The 22,641-nt window shown below is 58.7% G+C and carries 19 protein-coding genes, 1 tRNA gene and 1 pseudogene; all 21 read left to right on the top strand.

Translation table 11 applies throughout. The features are described from left to right. Positions 1 to 2: 2 nt before the first annotated feature. Complete coding sequence (locus ACQRC0_RS06525; protein ID WP_427728769.1) at positions 3 to 2,018, top strand: dipeptide/oligopeptide/nickel ABC transporter permease/ATP-binding protein; 2,016 nt, start codon at positions 3 to 5, stop codon at positions 2,016 to 2,018. After that, positions 2,019 to 2,846 carry an ABC transporter ATP-binding protein gene (locus tag ACQRC0_RS06530; RefSeq protein ID WP_154517508.1) on the top strand — a complete coding sequence of 276 codons (828 nt, stop codon included), beginning with the start codon at positions 2,019 to 2,021 and terminating at the stop codon, positions 2,844 to 2,846. An 80-nt stretch (positions 2,847 to 2,926) separates the two neighbouring features. After that, complete coding sequence (locus ACQRC0_RS06535; protein WP_427728772.1) at positions 2,927 to 3,904, top strand: acetylxylan esterase; 978 nt, start codon at positions 2,927 to 2,929, stop codon at positions 3,902 to 3,904. Next, positions 3,897 to 4,748, top strand: coding sequence for an acetylxylan esterase (locus ACQRC0_RS06540; RefSeq protein WP_154517502.1), 852 nt, complete (start codon positions 3,897 to 3,899; stop codon positions 4,746 to 4,748). The genes ACQRC0_RS06535 and ACQRC0_RS06540 overlap by 8 nt, the downstream gene beginning before the upstream one ends. Positions 4,749 to 4,816: 68 nt before the next feature. Beyond that, positions 4,817 to 5,737, top strand: coding sequence for a dihydrodipicolinate synthase family protein (locus ACQRC0_RS06545; protein WP_427718650.1), 921 nt, complete (start codon positions 4,817 to 4,819; stop codon positions 5,735 to 5,737). A gap of 170 nt (positions 5,738 to 5,907) precedes the next feature. Further along, entirely contained in the window at positions 5,908 to 6,873 is a 966-nt protein-coding gene (locus tag ACQRC0_RS06550) for an ROK family protein (RefSeq protein ID WP_427728775.1), read from the top strand. A gap of 70 nt (positions 6,874 to 6,943) precedes the next feature. Beyond that, positions 6,944 to 7,630, top strand: a complete 687-nt coding sequence (locus ACQRC0_RS06555) for an N-acetylmannosamine-6-phosphate 2-epimerase (RefSeq protein WP_154517496.1) — start codon at positions 6,944 to 6,946, stop codon at positions 7,628 to 7,630. A gap of 99 nt (positions 7,631 to 7,729) precedes the next feature. After that, positions 7,730 to 8,650, top strand: coding sequence for an RNase adapter RapZ (rapZ, locus tag ACQRC0_RS06560; protein ID WP_427718645.1), 921 nt, complete (start codon positions 7,730 to 7,732; stop codon positions 8,648 to 8,650). Positions 8,651 to 8,656: 6 nt separating this feature from the next. Then, positions 8,657 to 9,586: a DNA-binding protein WhiA gene (whiA, locus tag ACQRC0_RS06565; RefSeq protein WP_154517461.1), complete on the top strand. Its 930-nt coding sequence runs from the start codon at positions 8,657 to 8,659 to the stop codon at positions 9,584 to 9,586. Positions 9,587 to 9,779: 193 nt separating this feature from the next. Then, positions 9,780 to 10,805 carry a type I glyceraldehyde-3-phosphate dehydrogenase gene (gene gap / locus ACQRC0_RS06570; RefSeq protein ID WP_154517458.1) on the top strand — a complete coding sequence of 342 codons (1,026 nt, stop codon included), beginning with the start codon at positions 9,780 to 9,782 and terminating at the stop codon, positions 10,803 to 10,805. 140 nt (positions 10,806 to 10,945) lie between these two features. Next, positions 10,946 to 12,136: a phosphoglycerate kinase gene (locus ACQRC0_RS06575; protein WP_304212190.1), complete on the top strand. Its 1,191-nt coding sequence runs from the start codon at positions 10,946 to 10,948 to the stop codon at positions 12,134 to 12,136. Continuing rightward, complete coding sequence (gene tpiA, locus ACQRC0_RS06580) at positions 12,129 to 12,896, top strand: triose-phosphate isomerase (RefSeq protein WP_154517452.1); 768 nt, start codon at positions 12,129 to 12,131, stop codon at positions 12,894 to 12,896. Before ACQRC0_RS06575 ends, tpiA begins: the two co-directional genes overlap by 8 nt. 5 nt (positions 12,897 to 12,901) lie before the next feature. Further along, a complete protein-coding gene (gene gpmI / locus ACQRC0_RS06585) occupies positions 12,902 to 14,455 on the top strand; it encodes a 2,3-bisphosphoglycerate-independent phosphoglycerate mutase (RefSeq protein ID WP_304212185.1) in 1,554 nt (517 codons plus the stop codon). A gap of 164 nt (positions 14,456 to 14,619) precedes the next feature. Further along, positions 14,620 to 14,874 (top strand): preprotein translocase subunit SecG, encoded by a 255-nt coding sequence (gene secG / locus ACQRC0_RS06590; protein ID WP_006236144.1) that lies wholly within the window; start codon positions 14,620 to 14,622, stop codon positions 14,872 to 14,874. Positions 14,875 to 15,168: 294 nt separating this feature from the next. Continuing rightward, positions 15,169 to 16,845: a peptide ABC transporter substrate-binding protein gene (locus ACQRC0_RS06595; protein WP_427728779.1), complete on the top strand. Its 1,677-nt coding sequence runs from the start codon at positions 15,169 to 15,171 to the stop codon at positions 16,843 to 16,845. 155 nt (positions 16,846 to 17,000) lie between these two features. After that, positions 17,001 to 18,038 (top strand): ABC transporter permease, encoded by a 1,038-nt coding sequence (locus tag ACQRC0_RS06600; protein ID WP_427728782.1) that lies wholly within the window; start codon positions 17,001 to 17,003, stop codon positions 18,036 to 18,038. A gap of 14 nt (positions 18,039 to 18,052) precedes the next feature. Beyond that, entirely contained in the window at positions 18,053 to 18,988 is a 936-nt protein-coding gene (locus ACQRC0_RS06605; RefSeq protein WP_427718631.1) for an ABC transporter permease, read from the top strand. A 2-nt stretch (positions 18,989 to 18,990) separates the two neighbouring features. Beyond that, the gene (locus ACQRC0_RS06610) at positions 18,991 to 20,082 is read left to right on the top strand and encodes an ABC transporter ATP-binding protein (protein ID WP_154517437.1); all 1,092 of its coding nucleotides are present in this window, start codon (positions 18,991 to 18,993) and stop codon (positions 20,080 to 20,082) included. After that, a complete protein-coding gene (locus tag ACQRC0_RS06615) occupies positions 20,083 to 21,111 on the top strand; it encodes an ABC transporter ATP-binding protein (RefSeq protein WP_154517434.1) in 1,029 nt (342 codons plus the stop codon). 590 nt (positions 21,112 to 21,701) lie between these two features. Then, a tRNA-Leu gene (locus tag ACQRC0_RS06620) sits at positions 21,702 to 21,791 on the top strand. Positions 21,792 to 21,850: 59 nt separating this feature from the next. Beyond that, positions 21,851 to 22,641, top strand: a pseudogene (locus tag ACQRC0_RS06625) (protein serine phosphatase); the annotation flags it as partial.

Raw genomic sequence — 22,641 nt, forward strand, 5'->3', positions numbered from 1 at the left:
TTATGGTAAAGATTCGAGAGAAGCAAACCGAGCAGCTCGAGAAGGCTGCCTCCAAGGGGCTCAAGCTCGGTGGCTGGAAGAAGATGACGCTGTCTTCTAAGATTGCCGCCATCGTGCTGGTGCTGGTCGCCCTGACTGCGATTCTTGCCCCCGTTCTTGCCCCCTATAGCCCGGTCGAGATCTTTACGGCTCGCCAGGCTCCCGGCAACGGGTTTATCTTCGGAACCGACGACAAGGGCCGTGACATCCTTTCGCGTATGCTCTACGGTGGCCGTTACTCGCTGATCATCGGCTTTGGTGCTACCGCTATGGCTCTGGTCTGTGGCTCCGTTGTCGGTGCTCTTGCTGCGGTTTCGCGCAAGGCCGTCTCCGAGACGATTATGCGCATCCTGGACATCATCATGTCTGTCCCGGGTATCGCCCTCGCAGCCGTCTTCGTTTCCATCCTGGGCAACTCCGTGCCGTCGATTATCTTTGCGATCGGCTTTATGTACACCCCGCAGATCGCCCGTATCGTGCGTGCCAACATCGTATCCGAGTACGGTGAGGACTATGTCCGCGCGGTCATCGTCTCCGGCGCCAAGGCTCCGTGGATTCTGATCAAGCACGTTCTTCGTAACTGCATTGCCCCGATCATGGTCTTCACCGTCACCCTGGTCGCCGACGCCATCATCTTCGAGGCTTCGCTGACCTTTATCGGCGCTGGCATCCAGGAGCCCACTGCTACGTGGGGCAACATCCTCGCCGACGCCCGCGGTGGCGTGCTCGCCGGTCGTTGGTGGCAGGCGCTGTTCCCGGGTCTGGCCATCATGATCACCTGCCTGGCGCTCAACATCCTCTCCGAGGGCATTACCGACGCTATGGCCGCTGCTCCTTCCGCCGCTCTGGATCCGACCGATTCCTCCAAGCGCCGCGAGGCCGACCTGCTGGTCTCCGACCCCGTTCGCGCCTACAAGGAGCAGGCCCAGTCCCTGTCCGCCCGTCTTGGCGCCCTGCGCGATGTCGAGCTCAAGCGTAACGACCGCCATGTGCCCGATGAGTCCGTTGAGCCGATTCTTTCGGTCCGCGATTTCTGCATCCAGTTTGAGCACCACGGTGATATCAACGTGGTCGACCATGTCAACTTTGACGTCCGTCCCGGCCAGACCATGGGCCTGGTAGGCGAGTCCGGCTGCGGTAAGTCCATCACCACGCTGGCCATCATGGGCCTGACCGATGAGGACGAGCATCTTTCCGGCGAGGTCCTCTGGGAGGGTCGTGACCTGCTCAAGATGAGCAAGAAGGAGTGGTTCGGCCTGCGCGGTACCGATATCGCCATGGTCTATCAGGACGCCCTGTCTTCGCTCAACCCCTCTATGCTCATCTCCGCCCAGATGAAGCAGCTCACCAAGCGCGGCGGCACCCGCAGCGCCGAGGAGCTCCTGGAGCTCGTCGGCCTCGATCCCAAGCGTACGCTCGAGAGCTATCCGCACGAGCTTTCCGGCGGACAGCGTCAGCGCGTTCTGATCGCTATGGCCCTTACCCGCGACCCCAAGCTGGTCATCTGCGACGAGCCCACGACCGCTCTGGACGTTACCGTCCAAAAGCAGGTCATTAAGCTGCTCAACGATCTTCAGGCCAAGCTCGGCTTTGCCATGATCTTCGTTTCGCATGACCTGGCGTTGGTCGCCGAGGTCGCCCATAACATCACGGTTATGTACGCCGGTCAGGTTATCGAGCAGGCGCCCACCAAGGAGCTGCTCACCAACCCGATTCACGAGTACACCCGCGGTCTTCTGGGTTCCGTTCTGTCCATCGAGAGCGGTTCGGGCCGCCTGCACCAGGTGCCCGGCGCCGTCCCCAGCCCGCGCGATTTCCCCAAGGGCGATCGCTTCGCGCCCCGCTCAAGCCATCCGCACATCGGCCTGGACACCCGTCCGGTCTTCAAACGCGTGCCCGGCACCGAGCACTTCTATTCCGAGCTCCCCGATGAGGTGCTCAAGGCAAATGGTTTGACCCCTCATGCGGAGGTGATGTAGATGAGCGAGACTGCGGTCAACGGCGTCGAGCCGATTATCTTCCTTGACGATGTCCACGTCACCTTTAGGACCCGTACCGGTTCGATCCTGCACCCCAATCTGGTTCATGCCGTCCAAGGCGTGACCATTAAGCTCATGCCCGGTCAGACGATCGGCATCGTCGGCGAGTCCGGTTGCGGCAAGTCCACCACTGCTAATGTCATGTGCGGCCTGCAGGCCCCCACGAGTGGCAAGGTCTACTTTAAGGGCAAGGACGTCACCAAGCGTACTGCCGAGGATCGTCGTCACATGGGCCGCGTCATCTCGGTCGTGTTCCAGAACCCCGCGACGGCACTCAACCCTCGCATGGTCGTTCGTGAGCAGCTGCTCGACCCCATGCGCGTCCACAACCTGGGTACCGAGGCCGAGCAGGAGAAGCGCGTTAAGGAACTCCTGGAACTCACCGGTCTGCCCAGCTCTGCCGCCGAGGTTCTTCCCGGCCAGCTTTCGGGCGGTCAGCGCCAGCGCGTGGCAATTGCCCGTGCCCTGTCGTTGAACCCTGACGCCATCATCGCCGACGAGCCCACCTCGGCTCTGGACGTTTCGGTCCGCGCGCAGATCCTCAACCTGTTGACCGATCTTAAGAAGGAGCTCGGCCTGGCCATGGTGTTCATTAGCCATGACATCCAGACGGTCCGCTACATCTCTGACGACATCATCGTCATGAACGGCGGCAAGATCGTCGAGCAGGGCGAGGCCAAGCAGGTCTTCCAGAACCCGCAGGACCCCTACACCAAGATGCTGCTCGGTGCTGCGCCGTCGCTGCTGCACCCCAAGCTTGGCGAGTAGGTTCGCTTTCCCTCCTGTGCGCCCGGCTCCCTTGCCGGGCGCACCCTCGTTGCGATTTCGAAAGGTTGGGTTCACGAGCCATGCCAAGCGCTCAGGAGCTACAACAGCAATTTGGTGGTTATCGGGGCGCCATGCCTCGTCCATCAGATTTCGATCTCTTTTGGAACGACCGCATGGCCGAGGCTGACGCCGTCGAGATCGACTATTCGGTCGAGGCGGCATCGATTGCCGATGCTGCGACCTGCCAGTTTTTTGACCTCTGGTATACCGGCATGTGTGGCGCCCGCCTGCATGCCAAGTATCTCAAGCCGGTTTCGGACGAGTCCGTGCCGCTGGTGCTACAGTTCCACGGCTATCCGGGCGCAAGCCGCAGCTGGTTCGAGCAGGCGTCGTTTGCGGGTATGGGCATGGCACTTGTCGCCCTCGACTGCCCCGGTCAGGGTGGCCCCTCCGAGGATATTGGTGGATTTGAAGGCACAACGGTTGCCGGGCATATCGTTGCCGGTATCGACGGCGACCCGGCCAATCTCTACTACGTACGCTTGCATCAGGATATCCGCATTCTGTGCCGCATTGTTCGCGAGCTCGAGGGCATCGATCTTGCCCGTGTTTTTGTGAACGGTGCGTCGCAGGGCGGTGGCTTGGGCATTGCGACCTGCGCGCTTAACAGCGAGCTTATCAATCGTGCCGCCATCCTCTATCCTTTCCTGTCGGATTTCCGCCTGGTCTGGGATTTGGATGCCGACGACATTGCCTACGAGGGCCTGCGCTATTGGTCTCGCTGGTTTGACGAGGACTCGACTCGTATTGACGAGGCCTATGCCAAGCTGGCGTATTTCGATTCCAAGAACTTTGCCCCCATGGTCAAATGCCCCGTGCTGTTTGGCACGGGAACGGCTGATATCGTCTGTCCACCGGCGACGCAGTTTGCGGTCTACAATAACCTGACCTGTGAGAAGCGCCATGAGTTCTTTGAGGGCTTTGGCCACGAGGAGATTCAGGATTTTGACGATCTGATCATTCCGTTTTTCTGCAAGGAAGGGGAGGCTCATGTCTAAGTGCGAGAGCAATGTCAATGAGCTGATTGACCCCGAGCTTGCGGGGATCTCTGGGACGGTTTCGTCAAGGCTCTCCGATTTCCGTGATTGGCGCGGCGATGCCTTGGCGGATGTTTCCGAGTTGGAGGCAGCCGCTTCGGACCTTGAGGTTTGCGGACTGACTGTCACGGCGATTGATTTCGCCAATCCGTGCGCGCGCTACTCCGAGGTTTCCTTTGAACTTGCCGGGGAAGTCGTACACGGCCGTTTGATTGAGCCCTCAGGTTGTGCCCGGGCATCCGAGCTTGTGCCGCTATGCCTGATGTTTCATGACATCGACCGACCCGTACGTGGATGGCATCACATGACGAGGTTTGCCGCCATGGGATATGCCGTGCTTGCGCTGGACGACGATGTGATTGGGCTCAGCGAGCTGAAGCAGGGGGTTACCTCGCCCGTTTTTGTTGAACGCGTCCGCTGGGGCTGTGCAATGGCAAAGGTCGCGCGCAATCTTGACGGCATGGACCCCGACCGCATCTTTGCATGGGGCGAGGGCCTTGGCGGTGGAGTCGCGCTGGCGGTTTCTGCTCTAGACGAGCGGGGCCTTGCCTGCACGGCGGTTGCCAATCCGCTTCCCGGCGGCCTCGAAGCGCTGTCGTCTCGGGTGCGCGGATCGGTACTTATGGGTACATCGCTCATGGATGCCGTGAGCGATCCCAAGGGCCAGTTTGCCGTATTCAACGGTCTTGAGTGTGACCGGAGGCATATTATCTATGCCAAATATGCTCACGAACGCATCAATGCGTTCGAAAACGAAGTCGTCGACTTCTTTAACCAAGCGTTCTACCTGTGTTCTTTGGCCTAGACGGCCTGGACACTGCCAACAAGAGTGGGCGGCATAGGGCCACCCGCCAGACAACTAAGGAGATTCTTGTGGCAACTCAGAAATTCACCGGCGTTATTCCTCCCGTCGTTGTTCCCGATACCGAAGATCACCAGCTCGACGTTGCCTCCTTTGAGCGCAGCATCAACCGCATGATCGACGCCGGCGTCGATGGCCTGTTCTTCCTGGGCTCTTCGGGTGAGGTCGTTTTCTCCACCGACGAGCGTCGTCGACAGATCATCGCCGAGGCCGTTCGAATCGTCGACCACCGCGTTCCTGTTCTGGTCGGCATCATCGATACCGAGACCGAGCGCATGATTGAGCACGGTAAGGTTGCTCAGGAGCTGGGCGCCGATGCGCTCGTTGCCACCTGCCCCTTCTATGCCCTGCAGGGCATGACCGAGGTCGAGGAGCATTTCCGCATCCTGCACGAGGAGCTCGACCTGCCCATCTTTGCCTATGACATTCCCGTGTGCGTTCACACCAAGCTCCCCTGGAAGCTCCTTGCAAAGCTCGGCGCCGAGGGCGTCCTTGCTGGCGTCAAGGATTCCTCGGGTGACGACGTCTCGTTCCGCTACCTCGTTCAGGAGAACGAGAAGAACGGCCATCCGATGAGCATCCTCACCGGCCATGAGGTCGTCGTCGACGGTGCCTACCTTGGTGGCGCCGACGGCTCTGTCCCGGGTCTCGCCAACGTTGAGCCCGAGGGCTACGTGCGTCAGTGGAAGGCCGCCCAGGCTGGTGACTGGGCTACCGTCAAAGCCGAGCAGGATCGCCTCAATGAGATTTCGCACATCTGGGACGTCACCTCGGGCGTCCAGGGCTATGCCGGTGGCGTTGGCGCCTTCAAGACCGCTATGAACCTCATGGGCATTTTCGACAGCCCGACCATGCCGCGCCCGGTGAAGGCCATGACCGGCGAGAACGTCGAGGCGATTAGGAAGGTCCTCCAGGACAACGGTCTCCTGTAAAGCTTTCCCGGGCACCCGATCTTGGGGCTCAAGCGATCGAGCGTGACTCATTAGGTCAATGCCCGACCGCTTTCACCCCAACCCCGGGCACTCGGGAAGCCTTTAGCAAGCTGCGGCGATAACACCGCCTTTATTTCCTGTAGTTGTTTTTATCTCCTAAGGAGAGCGACATGGAGAACAAGTACATCTGCTCCGTTGATATCGGTGGCACCAAGATTGCGACCGCCATTATGGAATATCCGGCTGATGGCGGCGTGCCCCATCCCGTATTTGAGGCTGAGGTTCCCACCGAGGCCCAAGAGGGCGGTGAGGCCGTCTTCCAGCGTATCGAGGCGTCCATCAAGGCCGCTCTCGAAGCGAATCCCGATGTCGAGGTCCTTGGCGTCGGTATCGGTGCCGCTGGCGTCGTCGATCCCAAGACGGGCGCCATCGCGTATGCCAACGAGATCATGCCCGGCTGGTCCGGCGTTCAGTTGGGGCCGCGTCTGCGCGAGGACCTCGGTCTTCCCGTTGCCGTTGTAGGCGACGTGCAGGCTCATGCTCTGGGTGAGGCCCATTGGGGCGTCGGCAAGGGCAAGTTCTCCGTCTTGTGTCTGGGCATCGGTACGGGTATCGGAGGCGCATATGTCGAGAACGGCCGCGTGATGCAGGGCTTCCATGGTGCTGCCGGCCATATGGGCCACATCGAGTGCTCGGCTGCCGCCGGCATTCCCTGCGCCTGCGGGCGTTCCGGCCATCTGGAGTCGGTGGCTTCGGGTACGTCGATTGGGCGCATGTACGACGAGCGCTTCGGTCGCGTTGACCCCAGCCGTCCCTCGGTTGGCCGCGACGTGAACGACCTGTGCCGCGCGGGTGACGCAAAGGCGACCGAGGTCATCCACGATGCCGGCTTTGCATTGGGCGCTAGCTTGGGCTCGCTCGCCAACATTCTGGATCCAGAGGTCATCGTACTTTCGGGTGGCGTAATTCACCAGGGACCCGATTGGCGTTCGCAGACGTGGAAGGATTCGGTACACGAGGGCTATGCCAGCCAGGCGCTCGATCCGCTTCAGGACACGCCGATCCTCATCGGTTCTCTGGAGGGCGACGCACCGCTTATCGGTGCCGCCGAGCATCTTCTTGCCTCGTTAAAGTAAACGTATCTGCTGTAGGAGCCTCCCGAGACGACACGCCTCGGGAGGCTGTTCTGAGAAAGGTTATAGCCTTATGACCGTCGATCCTTTAATTCAATCCCTGAAGGGTAAGCTCATCGTGAGCGTTCAGGCGTATATGGGCGAGCCGCTTCGTACGCCCGAGACCATGGCTCAAATGTCTCGCGCTTGCGAACTCGGAGGCGCCGCCGCCATTCGTTGCCAGGGCCTTGCCGACATTGCTGCCATTAAGGGTCGTTGTGAGGTTCCTGTTATCGGCCTGTGGAAGGATGGACACGAGGGCGTTTACATCACGCCGACGCTGCGTCACGCCCGCGCCTGCGTTGCTGCCGGTGCTGACATCGTGGCGATTGACGCCACCGATCGTCCGCGCCCCGATGGCAAATCGCTCGAGGACACTTTTCGTCCGCTGCACGAGGAGGGCGTGCTTCTGATGGCGGACTGCGCCACGATCGAGGATATCCGCCGCGCGGTCGACATGGGCTTCGATTTGGTTTCCACTACGCTTTCGCATGGCGTCGCCGCCATCGATTGCACCATGGCAGACGGCCCCGACCTGCCGCTTTTGCGCCAGGCAACCGAGGAGTTCCCCGGTCTTCCCATTATTTGCGAGGGTCGTGTGCATACGCCCGAGGAGGCTCGCGCCGCGATTGACGCCGGCGCCTGGGCCGTTGTCGTTGGCACTGCCATTACGCACCCCACAAGTATTACGAGTTGGTTCAAGGCTGCGCTTGAGGCGTAAGACGGGCCTCGTATCCGCTTGGGGCGGTATACTCAACTAAGGCAATTGATCGCGCGGGATCCGCTGGCCGGGTCCTGCGCTTATTTTAGGAGGCAGCACATGCAAAAGGGAGATGCCATGGATGCGGCGGAGCGCACGGAGCGCATTCCCGATATCGTCATCATCACCGGAATGTCCGGATCGGGCCGAACGCAAGCCATGCATGTGTTTGAGGACATGGGCTATTTTTGTATCGACAACCTGCCTCCGCGCCTGATTGCGCAGCTCGCAGAGCTCGTTGGCATCAATACGGGTGTGGGTAGACACCTTGCTGTTACCTGTGACCTTCGCAGCCAAGGCCTGTTTGATGAGCTGCTTGACGCCGTTGCCGCCTTGGAAGAGCGCGAGATGAGCTGTGACATTGTGTTTCTCGATGCATCTGATGAGGTGCTGATTCGCCGCTACAGCGAAAACCGCCGCCGTCATCCCATTGCGAAGCCGGGGGAGACCACGGCCGACGCCATCCAGCGCGAGCGTTTACAACTCCAGGGCGTGCGCGACCGAGCCGATATGATCATCGATACGAGCCGCCTTCGTACCTCTGCTTTACGCAATAAGCTGCGTGCGGCTTTTTCAGAGCTGTCCGACCAGCAGCTCATGGACGTCCACGTCTTCTCATTTGGCTTTAAGCATGGTATGCCCGTCGAGGCAGACATCATGATCGATGTTCGCTTCCTGCCTAATCCATTCTACGACCCCGAGATGCGCACGTTGACCGGCCTCGATAAGAAGGTCTCCGACTTTGTCCTGGACCATCCCAAGACGCAGGAGTTCTGGAAGGTTTGGACGCAGTTGCTCGATACGGTCATGCCGGGTTATATCGCGGAGGGCAAGCCGCAGCTTTCCATTGCCATCGGCTGTACGGGCGGCCAGCACCGCAGCGTTGCCATTGCAGAGGCTACGGCCCGATACCTGGAAGGTGCTCAGTATCACGTGAGCATTTCTCACCGCGACTTGTCGCGTGCCAACACGAAAGCATAGGTTTGAATGTCGTTTACCGCCGAGGTGCGTGACGAGCTTGCGCGCTGCGAACCCGAATGTGAATATTGCGATCTGTCGACACTTGCCGCTCTTACACGTGTGAGTGGCACGCTTTCGCTGGCGGGCTCTGGTCGGTACCGTTTGACGGTTGCGACCGAGACGGGTGCCGTTGCACGCACGATGATTACGCTGACGCACCGCATCCTCAAGCTCAAAACGGAGTTTACCGTCCGCAAGTCGGTCTTGCATAAGGTGCGAAACTATCTCATCACCTTGCCCGACCAGCCCGACCTCGATAAGGCTTTGGTTCTGCTGGGCATTCTCGACCGCAGGGGAGGGCTCGTCGCCGGTGTGCCGCGCCATATCGTCGCCCGGCCCTGCTGCAGGCTCGCCTACATTCGCGGCGCTTTGATTGCCGGCGGTTTTGTGGCAGACCCGCGTGGCGATTTTCACCTGGAGATTGCGGTGCAGGGCGAACAATACGCCAAGGGGCTTTGCGACCTGTTGGAGCAGGTCGGGGTTCATGCACGCGTCAACGCCCGGCGAGGATCATATGCCGTGTACATCAAGAGCGCCGAGGAGATTGAGCATTTGCTCAAATTGATTGGTGCCAAGCGCAGCGTTGCCGAAATCGAGGAAGCCCGTGCGGTCAAGTTGGTGAAAAACGACGTAAATCGTCGCGTGAATGCTGAGCTGGCCAACCAGACGAGAAGCGCCGGCGCTGCCCAACATCAGCTCGCGCTTATCGAGGAGCTTGAGCGACGCGGCATGCGCGATGTGCTCCCGGATGCCTTGGCGGCCTTTTGTGACTTACGTGAGCGCTATCCCGATCTCTCACTGCGAGATTTGGGGGAGATGGCCGACCCTCCTTTGTCAAAGTCGGCCCTATATCACCGTGTATTGCGTCTTGAAAAGCTCATTGAAGCGAACAGGTAGTTTAAAGCGGCAGTTTATATAGTACTTGAACTGCTGTTTTATGATTTAAAACGTTTTAAAGCAAATTTGATTTTCAATTTCGAGCATTCTCGTGAAATTCAAGTCAAAAAAAAGGTATATTAGGCGAGTGGTTAGTTTGTGGGCCTCAACGGCGGGCGCTGTAGCTTGCGGGGGCCTTACGAAAGGAGACACAATGGCAGTAAAGGTTGCTATTAACGGCTTCGGTCGCATCGGTCGTCTGGCCTTCCGTCAGATGTTCGGTCATGAGGGCTCCGAGATCGTCGCTATCAACGACCTCACCTCTCCCGATATGCTCGCTTACCTGCTGAAGTACGACTCCACGCAGGGCAACTATGCTCGCGATCACGAGGTCGTCGCTGGCGAGGATTCCATCACCGTTGACGGCAAGGAGATCAAGATCTACAAGGAGGCCGACGCCAACAACCTGCCTTGGGGCGACCTCGACGTCGACGTCGTTCTCGAGTGCACTGGCTTCTACACCAGCAAGGCTAAGGCTCAGGCCCACATCAACGCTGGTGCCAAGAAGGTCGTCATCTCCGCTCCGGCCGGCAGCGATCTGCCCACCATCGTGTACAACGTCAACCATGAGACGCTGACCGCTGAGGACAACATCATCTCCGCTGCTTCCTGCACCACCAACTGCCTCGCCCCGATGGCCAAGGGTCTGAACGACTTCGCTCCCATCGTGTCCGGCATCATGACCACCATTCACGCCTGGACTGGCGACCAGATGCCGCTCGACGGCCCGCAGCGCAAGGGCAACAAGCGTCGTAGCCGCGCCTGCGCCGTCAACATCGTCCCCAACACCACCGGTGCTGCCAAGGCTATCGGCCTGGTTCTCCCCGAGCTCAACGGTAAGCTCATCGGTGCCGCCCAGCGCGTCCCGACGCCGACCGGCTCCCTCACCAACCTCTACGCTGTCGTTGACAAGAAGGTTACCGCCGACGAGGTCAACGCCGCTATGAAGGCCTACGCTGCCACCATCTCCGAGACCTTCGCTTACAACGAGGACGACATCGTCTCCACCGATATCATCGGCGAGACCCATGGCTCCATCTTCGACGCCACTCAGACCATGTGCTCTGACCTCGGCAACGGCCAGACCCTCGTTCAGGTTACCTCTTGGTACGACAACGAGAACTCCTACACCTCTCAGATGGTCCGCACCATCAAGTACTTCGAGAAGTTCGTTGCTTAATTTGGCTTTTAGCGAATAGCTCGTTGAGCGTCTAAAAAAGGGCGCGGCCTTATAGGGCTTACACCCTAAGGTCGCGCCCTTTTTATAAGAAATCGTCTGCCGTAATGGGAGGCAGACACGTACGAAAGGTAGAAGCAAACATGGCCTTTACCAAGAAGACCGTCCGCGACATCGATGTCGACGGCAAGCGCGTTCTCGTCCGCGTTGACTTCAACGTGCCTATCAAGGATGGCGTCGTTGGCGACACCACCCGTATCAAGGCTGCCCTGCCCACCATCAACTATCTCGTTGAGCACAATGCTCGCGTTATCCTCATGAGCCACCTCGGCCGTCCCGAGGGCACCGGCTTCCAGCCCGAGCTTTCCCTCGAGCCCGTCGCCAAGAAGCTCGCCGAGCTCTCTGGTCTCGATGTTGCTTTTGTCGCCGACACTTATGGCGAGAAGGCCGCCGAGGCCGTCGCCGCCGTCGAGCCGGGCAAGGTCCTCGTTCTCGAGAACGTCCGTTTTGACAAGCGTGAGAAGAAGAACGATCCCGAGATCGCCAAGACCCTCGCTTCCTATGGCGACGTCTTCGTCCTCGACGCCTTCGGTACCGCTCACCGCGCCCAGGGTTCCGTCGTGGGTCCCGCCGCTTACCTGCCCGCAGTCGCTGGCTTCCTTCTGGAGAAGGAGGTCGACACGCTGACCGGTATCTTCGCCGAGCCCGAGCGTCCCTTCGTCGCCATCGTCGGCGGTTCCAAGGTTTCCTCCAAGATCGGCGTTCTCGATCACCTTATCGACTCCGCCGACACCCTGATTATCGGTGGCGGCATGGCCTATACCTTCTTCCTGGCTCAGGGCATGACCGTCGGTCAGTCCCTCAAGGAAGAGGACTGGGTCGAGCGCGCTGGCGAGATGCTCAAGAAGGCCGAGGAGAAGGGCGTCAAGATCCTGCTCCCCATCGACAACCGTGTTGCCGACCACTTTGGCGAGGACGCTGTCCCCGAGGTTGTCGCTTCCGACGCTATCCCCGACGACCGTGAGGGCATGGACATCGGCCCCAAGACCGAGGAGCTCTACGCCGAGGCCGTCAAGGGCGCCAAGACCGTATTCTGGAATGGCCCCATGGGCGTCTTTGAGTTCGACAACTTCGCTCACGGCACCCAGGCTATCGCCGAGGCTGTCGCCGAGGCTGATTGCACCTCGATCATCGGTGGTGGCGATTCCGTCGCAGCCGTCAACAAGTTTAACCTGGCCGACAAGATGAGCTGGATCTCCACCGGCGGTGGCGCTTCCATGGAGCTCGTCGAGGGTAAGGCCCTGCCCGGAGTGGAGGCGCTTCTCGATGCCTAATCGCACCCTTCTTATCGCTGGTAACTGGAAGATGAACAACGACGTCGCCGAGGCTGCCAAGCTCGCCGACGAGCTGGCCCAGGCTCTGCCCGAGGTTCCGGCTGGCGTCGAGGTGCTCGTCTGCCCTCCGACCATCGACATTACTACGGTTCATGACCGCATTCAGGCTGCCCCCATCGCCCTCGGTGCACAGAACGTGTACTGGGAGGCCAAGGGTGCCTTCACCGGTGAGTCCTCTTGCGACATGCTCAAGTCCGCTGGCTGCACCTACTGCATCATCGGCCACTCCGAGCGTCGTGACTACTTCCACGAGACCGATGAGGACCAGAACAAGAAGGCTAAGGCTCTCGTTGCCGCCGGTCTTGTTCCCGTCTTCTGCTGCGGTGAGTCCCTTGAGGTTCGCGAGGCCGGCACCTATGTCGAGCATGTCGTGAACCAGGTCAAGGCTGGTCTCGAGGGTCTTGAGATCACCTGCCCCAAGCAGGTCGTCGTCGCCTACGAGCCCATCTGGGCCATCGGCACCGGCAAGACCGCTACCGCCGAGGACGCTCAGGAGGTCTGCGGCGCTATCCGTGAGACCCTCAAGGAGATGTTCGGCGAGGAGCTCGCCAACGGCATCCGCGTTCTTTATGGTGGCTCCGCCAAGCCCGCCAACATCGCTGAGCTTGTTGCCAAGCCCGACGTTGACGGCGCCCTCGTGGGCGGCGCTTCGCTCAAGGCTGCCGACTTCGCCTCTATGGTCGTCAAGGCAGGCGAGTAGGGCATATGGCACAGCGTCATCTTCCTGCACTCCTAATCATCATGGATGGCTGCGGCTTGGCTCCGGCCGACGGCGAGAACGCCGTCGCTGCCGCCAAGACGCCCTTCCTCGATAGCCTGTACGAGAAGTATCCTCACACCACGCTCGGTGCTTCGGGCGAGGACGTGGGCCTTCCCGACGGCCAGATGGGCAACTCCGAGGTGGGTCACCTCAACATCGGTGCCGGCCGCATCGTGTTTCAGGAGCTTTCGCGCATCAACAACGCCATCAAGGACGGCTCCATCGCCAAGAACGAGGTTTTCGTCAAGGCTATGGATGACGTCAAGGCCGAGGGCAAGACCCTGCACCTCATGGGCCTTATGAGCCCCGGCGGTGTTCATTCTCACATGAACCATGTCGAGGCCCTGGTCAAGATGGCTGCCCAGTATGGCATTAAGACCGTTCGCGTTCACGCCTTTATGGATGGCCGCGACGTCGATCCGCAGTCCGGTGCCGGCTACATGAGCGAGTTCTGCGCCTTCCTGGCCAAGATCTCCGAGGAGACTGGTTGCGACGCTCGCGTTGCTACCGTCTCGGGCCGTTATTGGGCCATGGACCGCGACAACCGTTGGGAGCGCATCGAGCGCGCCTACGACGTCATGGTCAATGCGTCCGATGCCGATACCGACCCCGTTGCCGGTATCAAGGCCTACTACGAGAAGGATCCGCGCGGCGATGAGTTCGTTGAGCCGTTCGCTGCCCACAACGAGGGTATCCACGAGGGCGACGCGGCCATCTTCTTCAACTTCCGTCCCGACCGCGCTCGTCAGATGACCCGCGTGTTCACGGACAAGGAGTTCGACGGCTTTGAGCGCGAGCAGATCAAGCTCTCGCACTTTGTGACGATGACCGAATACGATCCGACGTTTGACGTCGAGGTCGCCTTCCCCAAGACGTTCCCCGAGAACGTTCTGGCCGACGTAATCGCAGCCAATGGCCTGAAGCAGCTGCACACCGCCGAGACCGAGAAGTACGCCCACGTGACGTTCTTCCTTAACGGCGGCATCGAGGAGCCCAAGGAGGGCGAGGAGCGCGTGCTCGTCGCTTCCCCCAAGGTTGCTACCTATGATTTGCAGCCCGAGATGAGCGCTCCCGAGGTTACCGAGAAGCTCGTCGCTGCCATCAACGAGGACCGCGCTGATTTCTACATCGTGAACTTCGCGAACTGCGACATGGTTGGTCACACCGGTGTCTTCGACGCGGCCGTTAAGGCCGTCGAGGCTGTTGACGATGCCCTGTCCAAGGTTGTCCCGGCGATTCTCGCTAAGGGCGGCTTTGCGCTGATTACCGCCGACCACGGCAACGCCGATCACATGTTTGACGTTGCTTCCGACGGTTCCAAGCATCCGTTTACGGCTCACACCACCAACCGCGTGCCGTTCATCATCGTTGATGAGAAGGCACAGCTCACCGGTATCGAGGACGGTCGACTTTCCGATATCGCTCCGACTATGCTCACTATGGCTGGTCTGGAGCCTTCCGCCGAGATGACGGGCCGTGTACTCGCGACCGAGGCCTAAGAGAAAACGCCAAGCGTTTCTTTGCAAGGGGGTTGACCATATTCGGGCAACCCCCTTTTTTGGTATTTCTGCCATTTCTACCTCGTCCCCAAATGGCAGGTGGGGAGTGTCGGGGGTTGTGGTACAGTACTGGAGTTTGAATTGTTCTATTAAGGAGCTTCTCTATGGGTCCGTTTCAGATTCTGCTGTTTGTAGTTTGGGCTGTCTCTGCCGTGGCGCTGACGATTCTCGTCCTGATGCATTCCGGTAAGGGCACCGGCGTTTCGGATATGATCGCCAGCTCGCTGTATAACTCCAGCTCTGCCACGGGCGTTATGGAGCAGAACCTTGACCGCCTGACCGTCATCATGGCTGTCGTGTTTGCCGTGTGCGTCGTGCTGTGCATGTTCTTCTTCCCGCAGGGCATCGTGGGCTACTAAGCACGAGCCGCATAAAATAATTGAAAAGGGTTCCGCAAGTGCGGGACCCTTTTTGTTTACATATTTGTAACAGAGTCAGAATATCACCACATACTGCGCCCAACTAAAGAAATTCTCGACCGTTAACCGGAATTAGCCCCAAACCGTGCATAAAATGCGCTACTGTATTGAAAACGTTGGCCTGTTGTGCATAACCAGCCATAGCAACGGGCGGCGTTTCGATAGTTCGGATCGGATTGTCTCGACATATGTCCGACTGAACATTTCTTTGTCCTATCTCATAAGGAGGATGGCATGGCTGATTCTATGTTCCACCAGCCCGTTATGGGTCGTCGCGCCTTTGTCGGCGGTACCCTTGCTGCGAGCTCCATGGCTTTTCTTGCCGCATGCGGCAAGAAGGGCGGCGACGCTTCCGGTTCTGAGTCCGGTTCGACGCTGAACTTCTACATCAATAACCCGGTCTGCATCGACCCCTACAATGTCCAGGAGGACCAGGGCACTCAGGTCGAGTACCAGCTCTTTGACGCTCTGACCTCTTATGACGCCGAGAAGGGCGAGATCGTTCCGCTGGCTTGCGAGTCCTTCGAGGCCAACGACGACGCCACCGAGTTTACCTTCAAGATCAAGAAGGCCAAGTTCCACAACGGTGATGACGTTACCTCCAAGTCCTTTAAGCTCGGTTGGGAGCGTCTGGTCAGCACCAAGTCCGCTGTCGCTCAAGAGTATGGTCCTTCCGAGGTCTCCTATCACCTTTCCATGGTCGAGGGCTATGACGATCTGCTTGCCGGTAACACTACCGAGCTCACCGGTGTTACCTGCCCTGACGATGAGACCCTCGTCGTCAAGCTGTCTTCCGCTTACGCCGACTTCCCCTTCGTCGCCACCCACCCGGCTCTGGCCCCGGTTCCCGAGTGCGCCGAGTCCGATGCCAAGAGCTTCTACCTTGCCCCGATTGGTAACGGCCCGTTCATGATGGACGGCAAGTGGGAGGATGGTCAGGAGATCAACCTCAAGAAGTTCGACGATTACTATGGCGACAAGGCCAAGATCGATGGCATCCACTTCCAGGTCATCAAGGACATGGAGACTGCTTACAAGGAGTTCCAGGCCGGTAACCTCGACGTCTGCGACGTTCCCGTTGCTCAGATCGATGCCGCCAAGAAGGACCGTGGCGAGTCCAAGGATGGCTACACCATGAGCGACGGCGAGCGCATGCTGCTCGGTGCCGAGCCTTCCACCTACTATCTGACTTGCAACACCACGGCCGAGCCGTTCAACAACGCCGATCTGCGCAGGGGCATCTCCCTGGCCATCAACCGCGAGGCCATCTGCAAGACCATCTTCAAGGGTACCCGCACCCCCGCTGACGGCATTGTTCCTCCGGGTATCGATGGCTACAAGGAGGGCGCATGGGAGTTCTGCGCCTATGACGTCGACAAGGCTAACGAGTACCTCGACAAGGTTGCTCCTGCCGACGCCAACGGTGACCGTGGCATTAACGTGACTCTGTCCTACAACCAGGACGGTGGCCACAAGGAGATCATGGAGTCCATCATCGGCGACCTCGCCAAGGTTGGCATTACCGCCGTCTCCGATACCCCCGAGTGGTCTGCCCTGCTCGAACAGTATCAGAACCTCAACTATCAGTTCGGTCGTCTGGGCTGGATTGCCGACTACCCGATCATGGACAACTTCCTGTATCCGCTGTTCCACTCCGACTCCCTCGGTGGCGACAACCGTTCTGGTTACAACAACCCCGAGTTCGACGCCAAGGTCGACGAGGCCCGTACCGCGATTGACGACGAAGAGCGCGTCGCTAAGATGCAGGAGGCCGACACAATCGTCGCTGCTGACTGCCCGGTCATCCCGCTGATGTTCTACACGCACACCCTCGCTGGTTCCGACCGCATCAAGCACCTCTATGTTGATCCGCAGAAGCATGCTGATCTGGGTACCGCTGAGCTCGCATAAGATTTGCAGCTTTGGTGAGGGTCAAGTTTTTACGTAGACCTCATGGGAAACATACAGTTCCCCCTAACCTGGGGTAAACTGGCTGATGGTAATTTTGGGATGCCGGTCTGGCGATCGGCATCCCATTTAGGTTAATCCCTAGATAGGGGAGTGGTATGGGTAAGTACATCGTTAAACGTGTGCTTCAGTTCATCCCGGTATTTTTGGGCGTTACGCTGATTCTGTTCGCCCTCCAGAATATCGTGCCGGGAGACCCGATCAAGCTGATCGGTGGAGACAAGGCTCTGTCCCCCGAGGTGGAGCTTCAGCTTCGCGTGCGCTATCACCTGGTCCAGTCGGACGAGGACGGCAACGCGATCCTTGACGAGAACGGCGACCCCGTTCAAACGTCGCTCGTGGACCGTTACTTGTATTACATGAACGGCCTGCTTCATGGCGATCTGGGTAATTCCTATCAGCGCAAGCTGCCGGTTACGGATATCTTTGCCCAAAAGTATCCGTATACGGTCAAACTTGCCGCGTGCGCCATCGTACTCGAGGCAATCATGGGTATCGGTGCGGGTATCATTTCGGCGGTAAAGCGTTACTCCTTCTGGGATATTTTGGTAACGCTGACCACGTCGATCCTCGTTGCCGTTCCTGCTTTCTGGCTCGGTATGCTGCTGCAGCTGTTCTTTGGCGTCATCCTCAAGGATGCCACCGGCGGCGCATTCTCCATGCCGATTTCGGGTGCCGGCGGTGCTAGCTCTCAGTATCAGGATTGGATGCACTATGTGCTTCCGACCATCACGCTTGCTTCGGTTTCGACCGCCTATGCTGCCCGCATCATGCGCTCGCAGTTGCTCGATGTCATGAACCAGGATTACATCCGTACGGCAAAGGCCAAGGGCCTCTCCAATCGCGCGATCATCATCAAGCATGCGCTTAAGAATGCACTCATCCCCGTCGTTACCTATATTGGTGTCGACTTTGGCGGTATGCTTTCGGGCGCCATCCTGACCGAGACGGTCTTTAACTGGCCCGGTATCGGCTATGAGGTCTATCGCGCCATTAGCATGCGCGACTGGCCCATCGTTATGGGCGGCGTTACGCTCATCGTCGTCGTCGTCATGGTGATCAACCTGCTCGTCGACATTAGCTATGCATTCCTCGACCCGCGCATCCGCCTTGGCGGTCCGTCGGATAAGGCCTAAGGGAGGTACGTCTCATGCAGGAAACTGATTCTCAGTCTCAGGAGCAGGCTACCGCCACCAAGGCCGCATCTGCTCCCGCCAAGTCCCGCACGCTGTGGGGCGACGCTTTTAAGCGTCTTCGTAAGAACAAGCTCGCCGTTATCGGTGTCTGCTGGATTGTCATCGTCGTTGTGGTTGCCCTGACCGCCGACCTGTGGGCTAAGCCCTGGCTCGGTTCGCCGACGGCTTCCGACTCGACCACCATGGCCGAGACGTCGCTGCTGGCTCCGTGTGCAGAGCACCCGTTTGGCACCGACTCCCTTGGCCGTGACATTCTCGTCCGCGTTATCTACGGTGCACGCGTTTCGCTGTCCGTCGGCATTATGGCCACTGCGATCTCCACGGTGATTGGTCTGGTCATGGGCGCTCTGGCCGGTTTCTACGGCGGCATCTGGGATACGATCATCATGCGCTGTGCGGACATCTTCCTTGCGTTCCCGTACGTGCTGTTCGTTGTCGCCATGATCGCCGTTATCGGCCGTGGTCTTCAGAACGTCTTTATCGCCATCGGTATTCTTGGCTGGCCTTCGATTGCGCGCGTCTTCCGATCCGCGATCTTGACGGTCAAGGAAAACGACTATGTTGACGCCGCGCGCGCGATGGGTGCATCTGATGCTCGTATCGTCGTGCGTCACATCTTCCCGAACTCCGTTGCCTCCATCGTGGTCTACGCGACTATGAACATTGGTGGCGCCATTCTGACCGAGTCCGCTCTGTCCTTCCTCGGCATGGGCGTTATTCCGCCTACGCCTTCGTGGGGCTCCATGATTCAGGACGGCCAGCAGTATCTTCTGACTGCTCCCTGGATGATGATCATGCCCGGTCTGGCAATTCTCTCGACGGTGCTCGCCTTCACCCTGCTGGGTGACGGTCTGCGCGACGCCCTCGACGTCAAGATGAAGGACGCATAAGGATGAAGAAGAACAAGAACTATGTGGACCTGAAGGACCAGCCGGTTCCCGAGGGCCAGCATCTGCTCGAGGTTGATGACCTTAAGATGTATTTCCACACCGAGGATGGCGTCGTTCGCGCTGTCGATGGTGTGTCCTACACGCTCGATCGTGGCGAGACCCTGGGTGTCGTCGGTGAGTCCGGCTCTGGTAAGTCCGTGACCGCCATGACCATCATGGGTCTTATCTCGATGCCTCCGGGAAAGATTGAGGGCGGTGACGTTCGCTATCGCGGACGTTCTATCCTCGAGATGACCGAGGAAGAGATGCAGCACATTCGTGGCAACGATATCGCGATGATCTTCCAGGATCCTATGACTTCCTTGAACCCGGTCTATAAGATCGGCAAGCAGGTGGGTGAGGGCCTTCGTCTGCACCGCGGCTACTCCAAGCAGGAGGCGCTCAAGCGCGCCACCGAGCTTTTGGACCTCGTTGGCATTCCCGAGCCCGAGAAACGCGTCAATGAGTATCCGCACCAGTTTTCTGGTGGTATGCGTCAGCGTGTCATGATTGCCATGGCCCTTGCCTGCGATCCCGATATTCTGATTGCCGACGAGCCCACGACTGCCCTGGACGTTACCATTCAGGCTCAGATTATTGAGCTTATGCAGGAAATGCAGGAGAAGAACGGCAACGCCATCATCATGATTACCCATGACCTGGGTGTTGTCGCCGATATGGCCGACAAGATCATGGTTATGTACGCCGGCCGTCCCGTCGAGTTCGGTACTGCTGAGGAAATCTTCTACGAGAGCCGTCACCCCTATACCTGGGGCCTGATTCGCTCCATCCCGGAGCAGGCCATCGATGAGAAGAAGCCGCTTACGCCGATTCACGGCAACCCGCCTTCGCTCATGAACCTGCCCGAGGGATGCGTGTTCTCGCCTCGTTGCCCCTATGCGACCGATAAGTGCCGCAAGCAGCGCCCCGAGCGTTTTGTCACCGAGTCCGGCCACTATTCTGCGTGTCATTATTCCGGTGACCCCGAGTTTCTCAAGAACGCCCCTGAGACGTCCCGCACGCGTAAGGATTCCAAGAAGGGAGGCGAGGCGTAAATGGCAGACAATAACGAGCGCACTCCGCTGCTGAAGGTCGAGCACCTCTCTAAGGAGTTCCCCGCAGAGTCCGGCATGTTCGCCAAGCGTTTTTCCAAGCGCGTCGTCTCTGCTGTAAACGACATCTCTTTTGAGATTTATCCTGGTGAGACCTTTGGTCTGGTTGGTGAGTCTGGTTGCGGTAAGTCCACTACGGGTCGCACCATCATGCGCCTGACCAAGCCGACCGCCGGTAAGGTGTTCTTCCAGGGTAAAGATGTTGCCGAAATGAGCAAGCATGAGATCAAGGATATGCGTCGCGAGATGCAGTTTATCTTCCAGGATCCTTATGCCTCGCTGAATCCTCGCATGACCATTGGCGAGATCGTCTCCGAACCCATGACCATTCACGGCGTGGGAACCAAGGAGGAGCGCATTGAGCGCGTCCGCGAGCTTCTCGACGTTGTCGGACTGAACCCCGAGCACATCAATCGCTATCCTCATGAGTTCTCGGGTGGCCAGCGTCAGCGTGTCGGCATTGCCCGCGCTTTTGCGCTGAAGCCCAAGCTGATTATCTGTGACGAACCGGTATCCGCTCTGGATGTGTCCATTCAGGCCCAGGTTCTGAACCTGCTTAAGGAACTGCAGGACAAGTTTGGTACGGCGTATCTGTTTATCGCCCACGACCTGTCCGTCGTTCAGCACATCTCCGATCGCGTTGCCGTTATGTATCTGGGTAAGGTGGTCGAGGTTTCTGACTGGAAGACGCTCTATAGCGAGCCTCACCACCCGTATACGCAGTCGCTGCTGTCTGCCGTGCCGGTTCCCGATCCGGATATCCAAAAGTCCCGTAAGCGCATCATCCTCGCCGGCGATCCGCCGTCACCGCTGGATCCGCCGACTGGCTGCCGTTTCCACACGCGCTGCCCGATCGCGCAGGGCATCTGCTCCGAGAAGCTTCCCGAGTTTAGGGAAGTTGCTCCGGGCCACTGCTGCGCCTGCCACTTCGCCGAGCCGTTCCCGATCAAGGAATCGCACATCGACCTGTAGTCGGTTGTTTTCGTCCGGGCCTGCCCTGGTGTTGCTTTTCAGAACGTCCTCGGACATGTCGGAAGCCCCGCTGCGCGCTACGCGCTGCGGGGCTTCCTCCGTCCTGCGGAATGTTCTGAAAAGCAACACCAGGGCAGGCCCTGCGGCAACTCGGCAGGTGGAATGCGGTTCCCTGATCGCTCACTTAATCTAATGGGAAAGATAGCGAGGCCGGAGCTTTAGCTCCGGCCTCGCTATATAAGGGCTCGGCAAAGCCGAGCCACCAAATTTGCATCAGCCCCAGTATATGTTTGAGAATCGTACTTGGAGTATGTGGCTGTAGGGCCGGAATGGGGGCAACTTCCCAACGCATTCCGCAGGGGGCGGTACATTTTGTAGCGCGAAGCGCGAATCAAAATGTACCGCATGCCCGAGGACGCGTTGGGAAGTTGCCCCCATTCCGGCCCGGACATATAGATTTACCTGCGCATTTTCAAATTCGTAAACTTTTTTGAAAAAAGTGCTTGCACAGTTCTCGAATCATAGGTTATTATCTTCCTCGTTGAAAGCGCGGGTCCAACAAAACGAACTGCGAATCAACAATATAGCATGTCGGAGTGGCGGAATTGGCAGACGCGCTAGCTTGAGGTGCTAGTGACCGCTTTTTGGTCATGCGGGTTCAAGTCCCGCCTCCGACACCATCGCATTTGAGAAGCCTCTTCGGAGGCTTTTTTGTTACCGATAGACGGTGAGGTTCACGATGGAAACGCTTGAGCGCAATGAGTGGGTTGACGTTGCCCAATTGGTCGATATTACGAGCGATGCTGTCATTATCTGCGAGCTCGACGGAACCATTTTGCATGTAAACAATCGCTTGCTCGACTTGATCTGCGAGGAACGTTCCGATGTGATCAACGGGGACGTTAAAGATCTCTTGTACTCGTCAGCATTTGAACGCGCGACAGAACATCGTCTTCCTTTTGAGACCAATGGTACCGAGAGCGAGTTGATGCTTAAGCTAAGTGACGGCTCCTTTATTCCCGTCCTAGTTTGTGCCGGCTCGGTTACGCCGCCTCGTATCTTTGGCCGCCGTGCGCCGCGTGTTCTCGTGGCGCTCCATAGTATCGAAGAGCAGTATTCGCATGACCGTCAGCTCAAGCGTGCGCTTTCGGAGCTCAGAGTGGCGAATAAGCGCCTCTCGGGCACGTTGTCGGTCATTATGAGCACGGTGGGCTCCGATGAGCTGCCTAGTTTGTTGGATACCGTTTTGAACCAGCTTGTAGGAACCCTCGATGCCTCGGGTGCTGCCATCTATTTTTCTGAGAGCGGCGGTTTTAAGCTTCGCGGTGTTTCCAAGGAGCTGTATGACAGCTACCTGCCCGAGTTTATGCCGTATGGTGCGGGTATCCCGACGTATGTGCTCCGTGAGTCTCGTGCCTGCCGCCTGTCGATTCAGCAGGACCTCGAGGGCGATAGGGTTGCCTCGGGTATGTTTATGGACCTGGACAATCGTTCTAAGCACCTGCTACGCATGCAAGATATGCCTCCATA

The sequence above is a fragment of the Collinsella sp. SGI.033 genome (assembly GCF_050315135.1).
Taxonomy (GTDB): Bacteria; Actinomycetota; Coriobacteriia; order Coriobacteriales; family Coriobacteriaceae; genus Collinsella.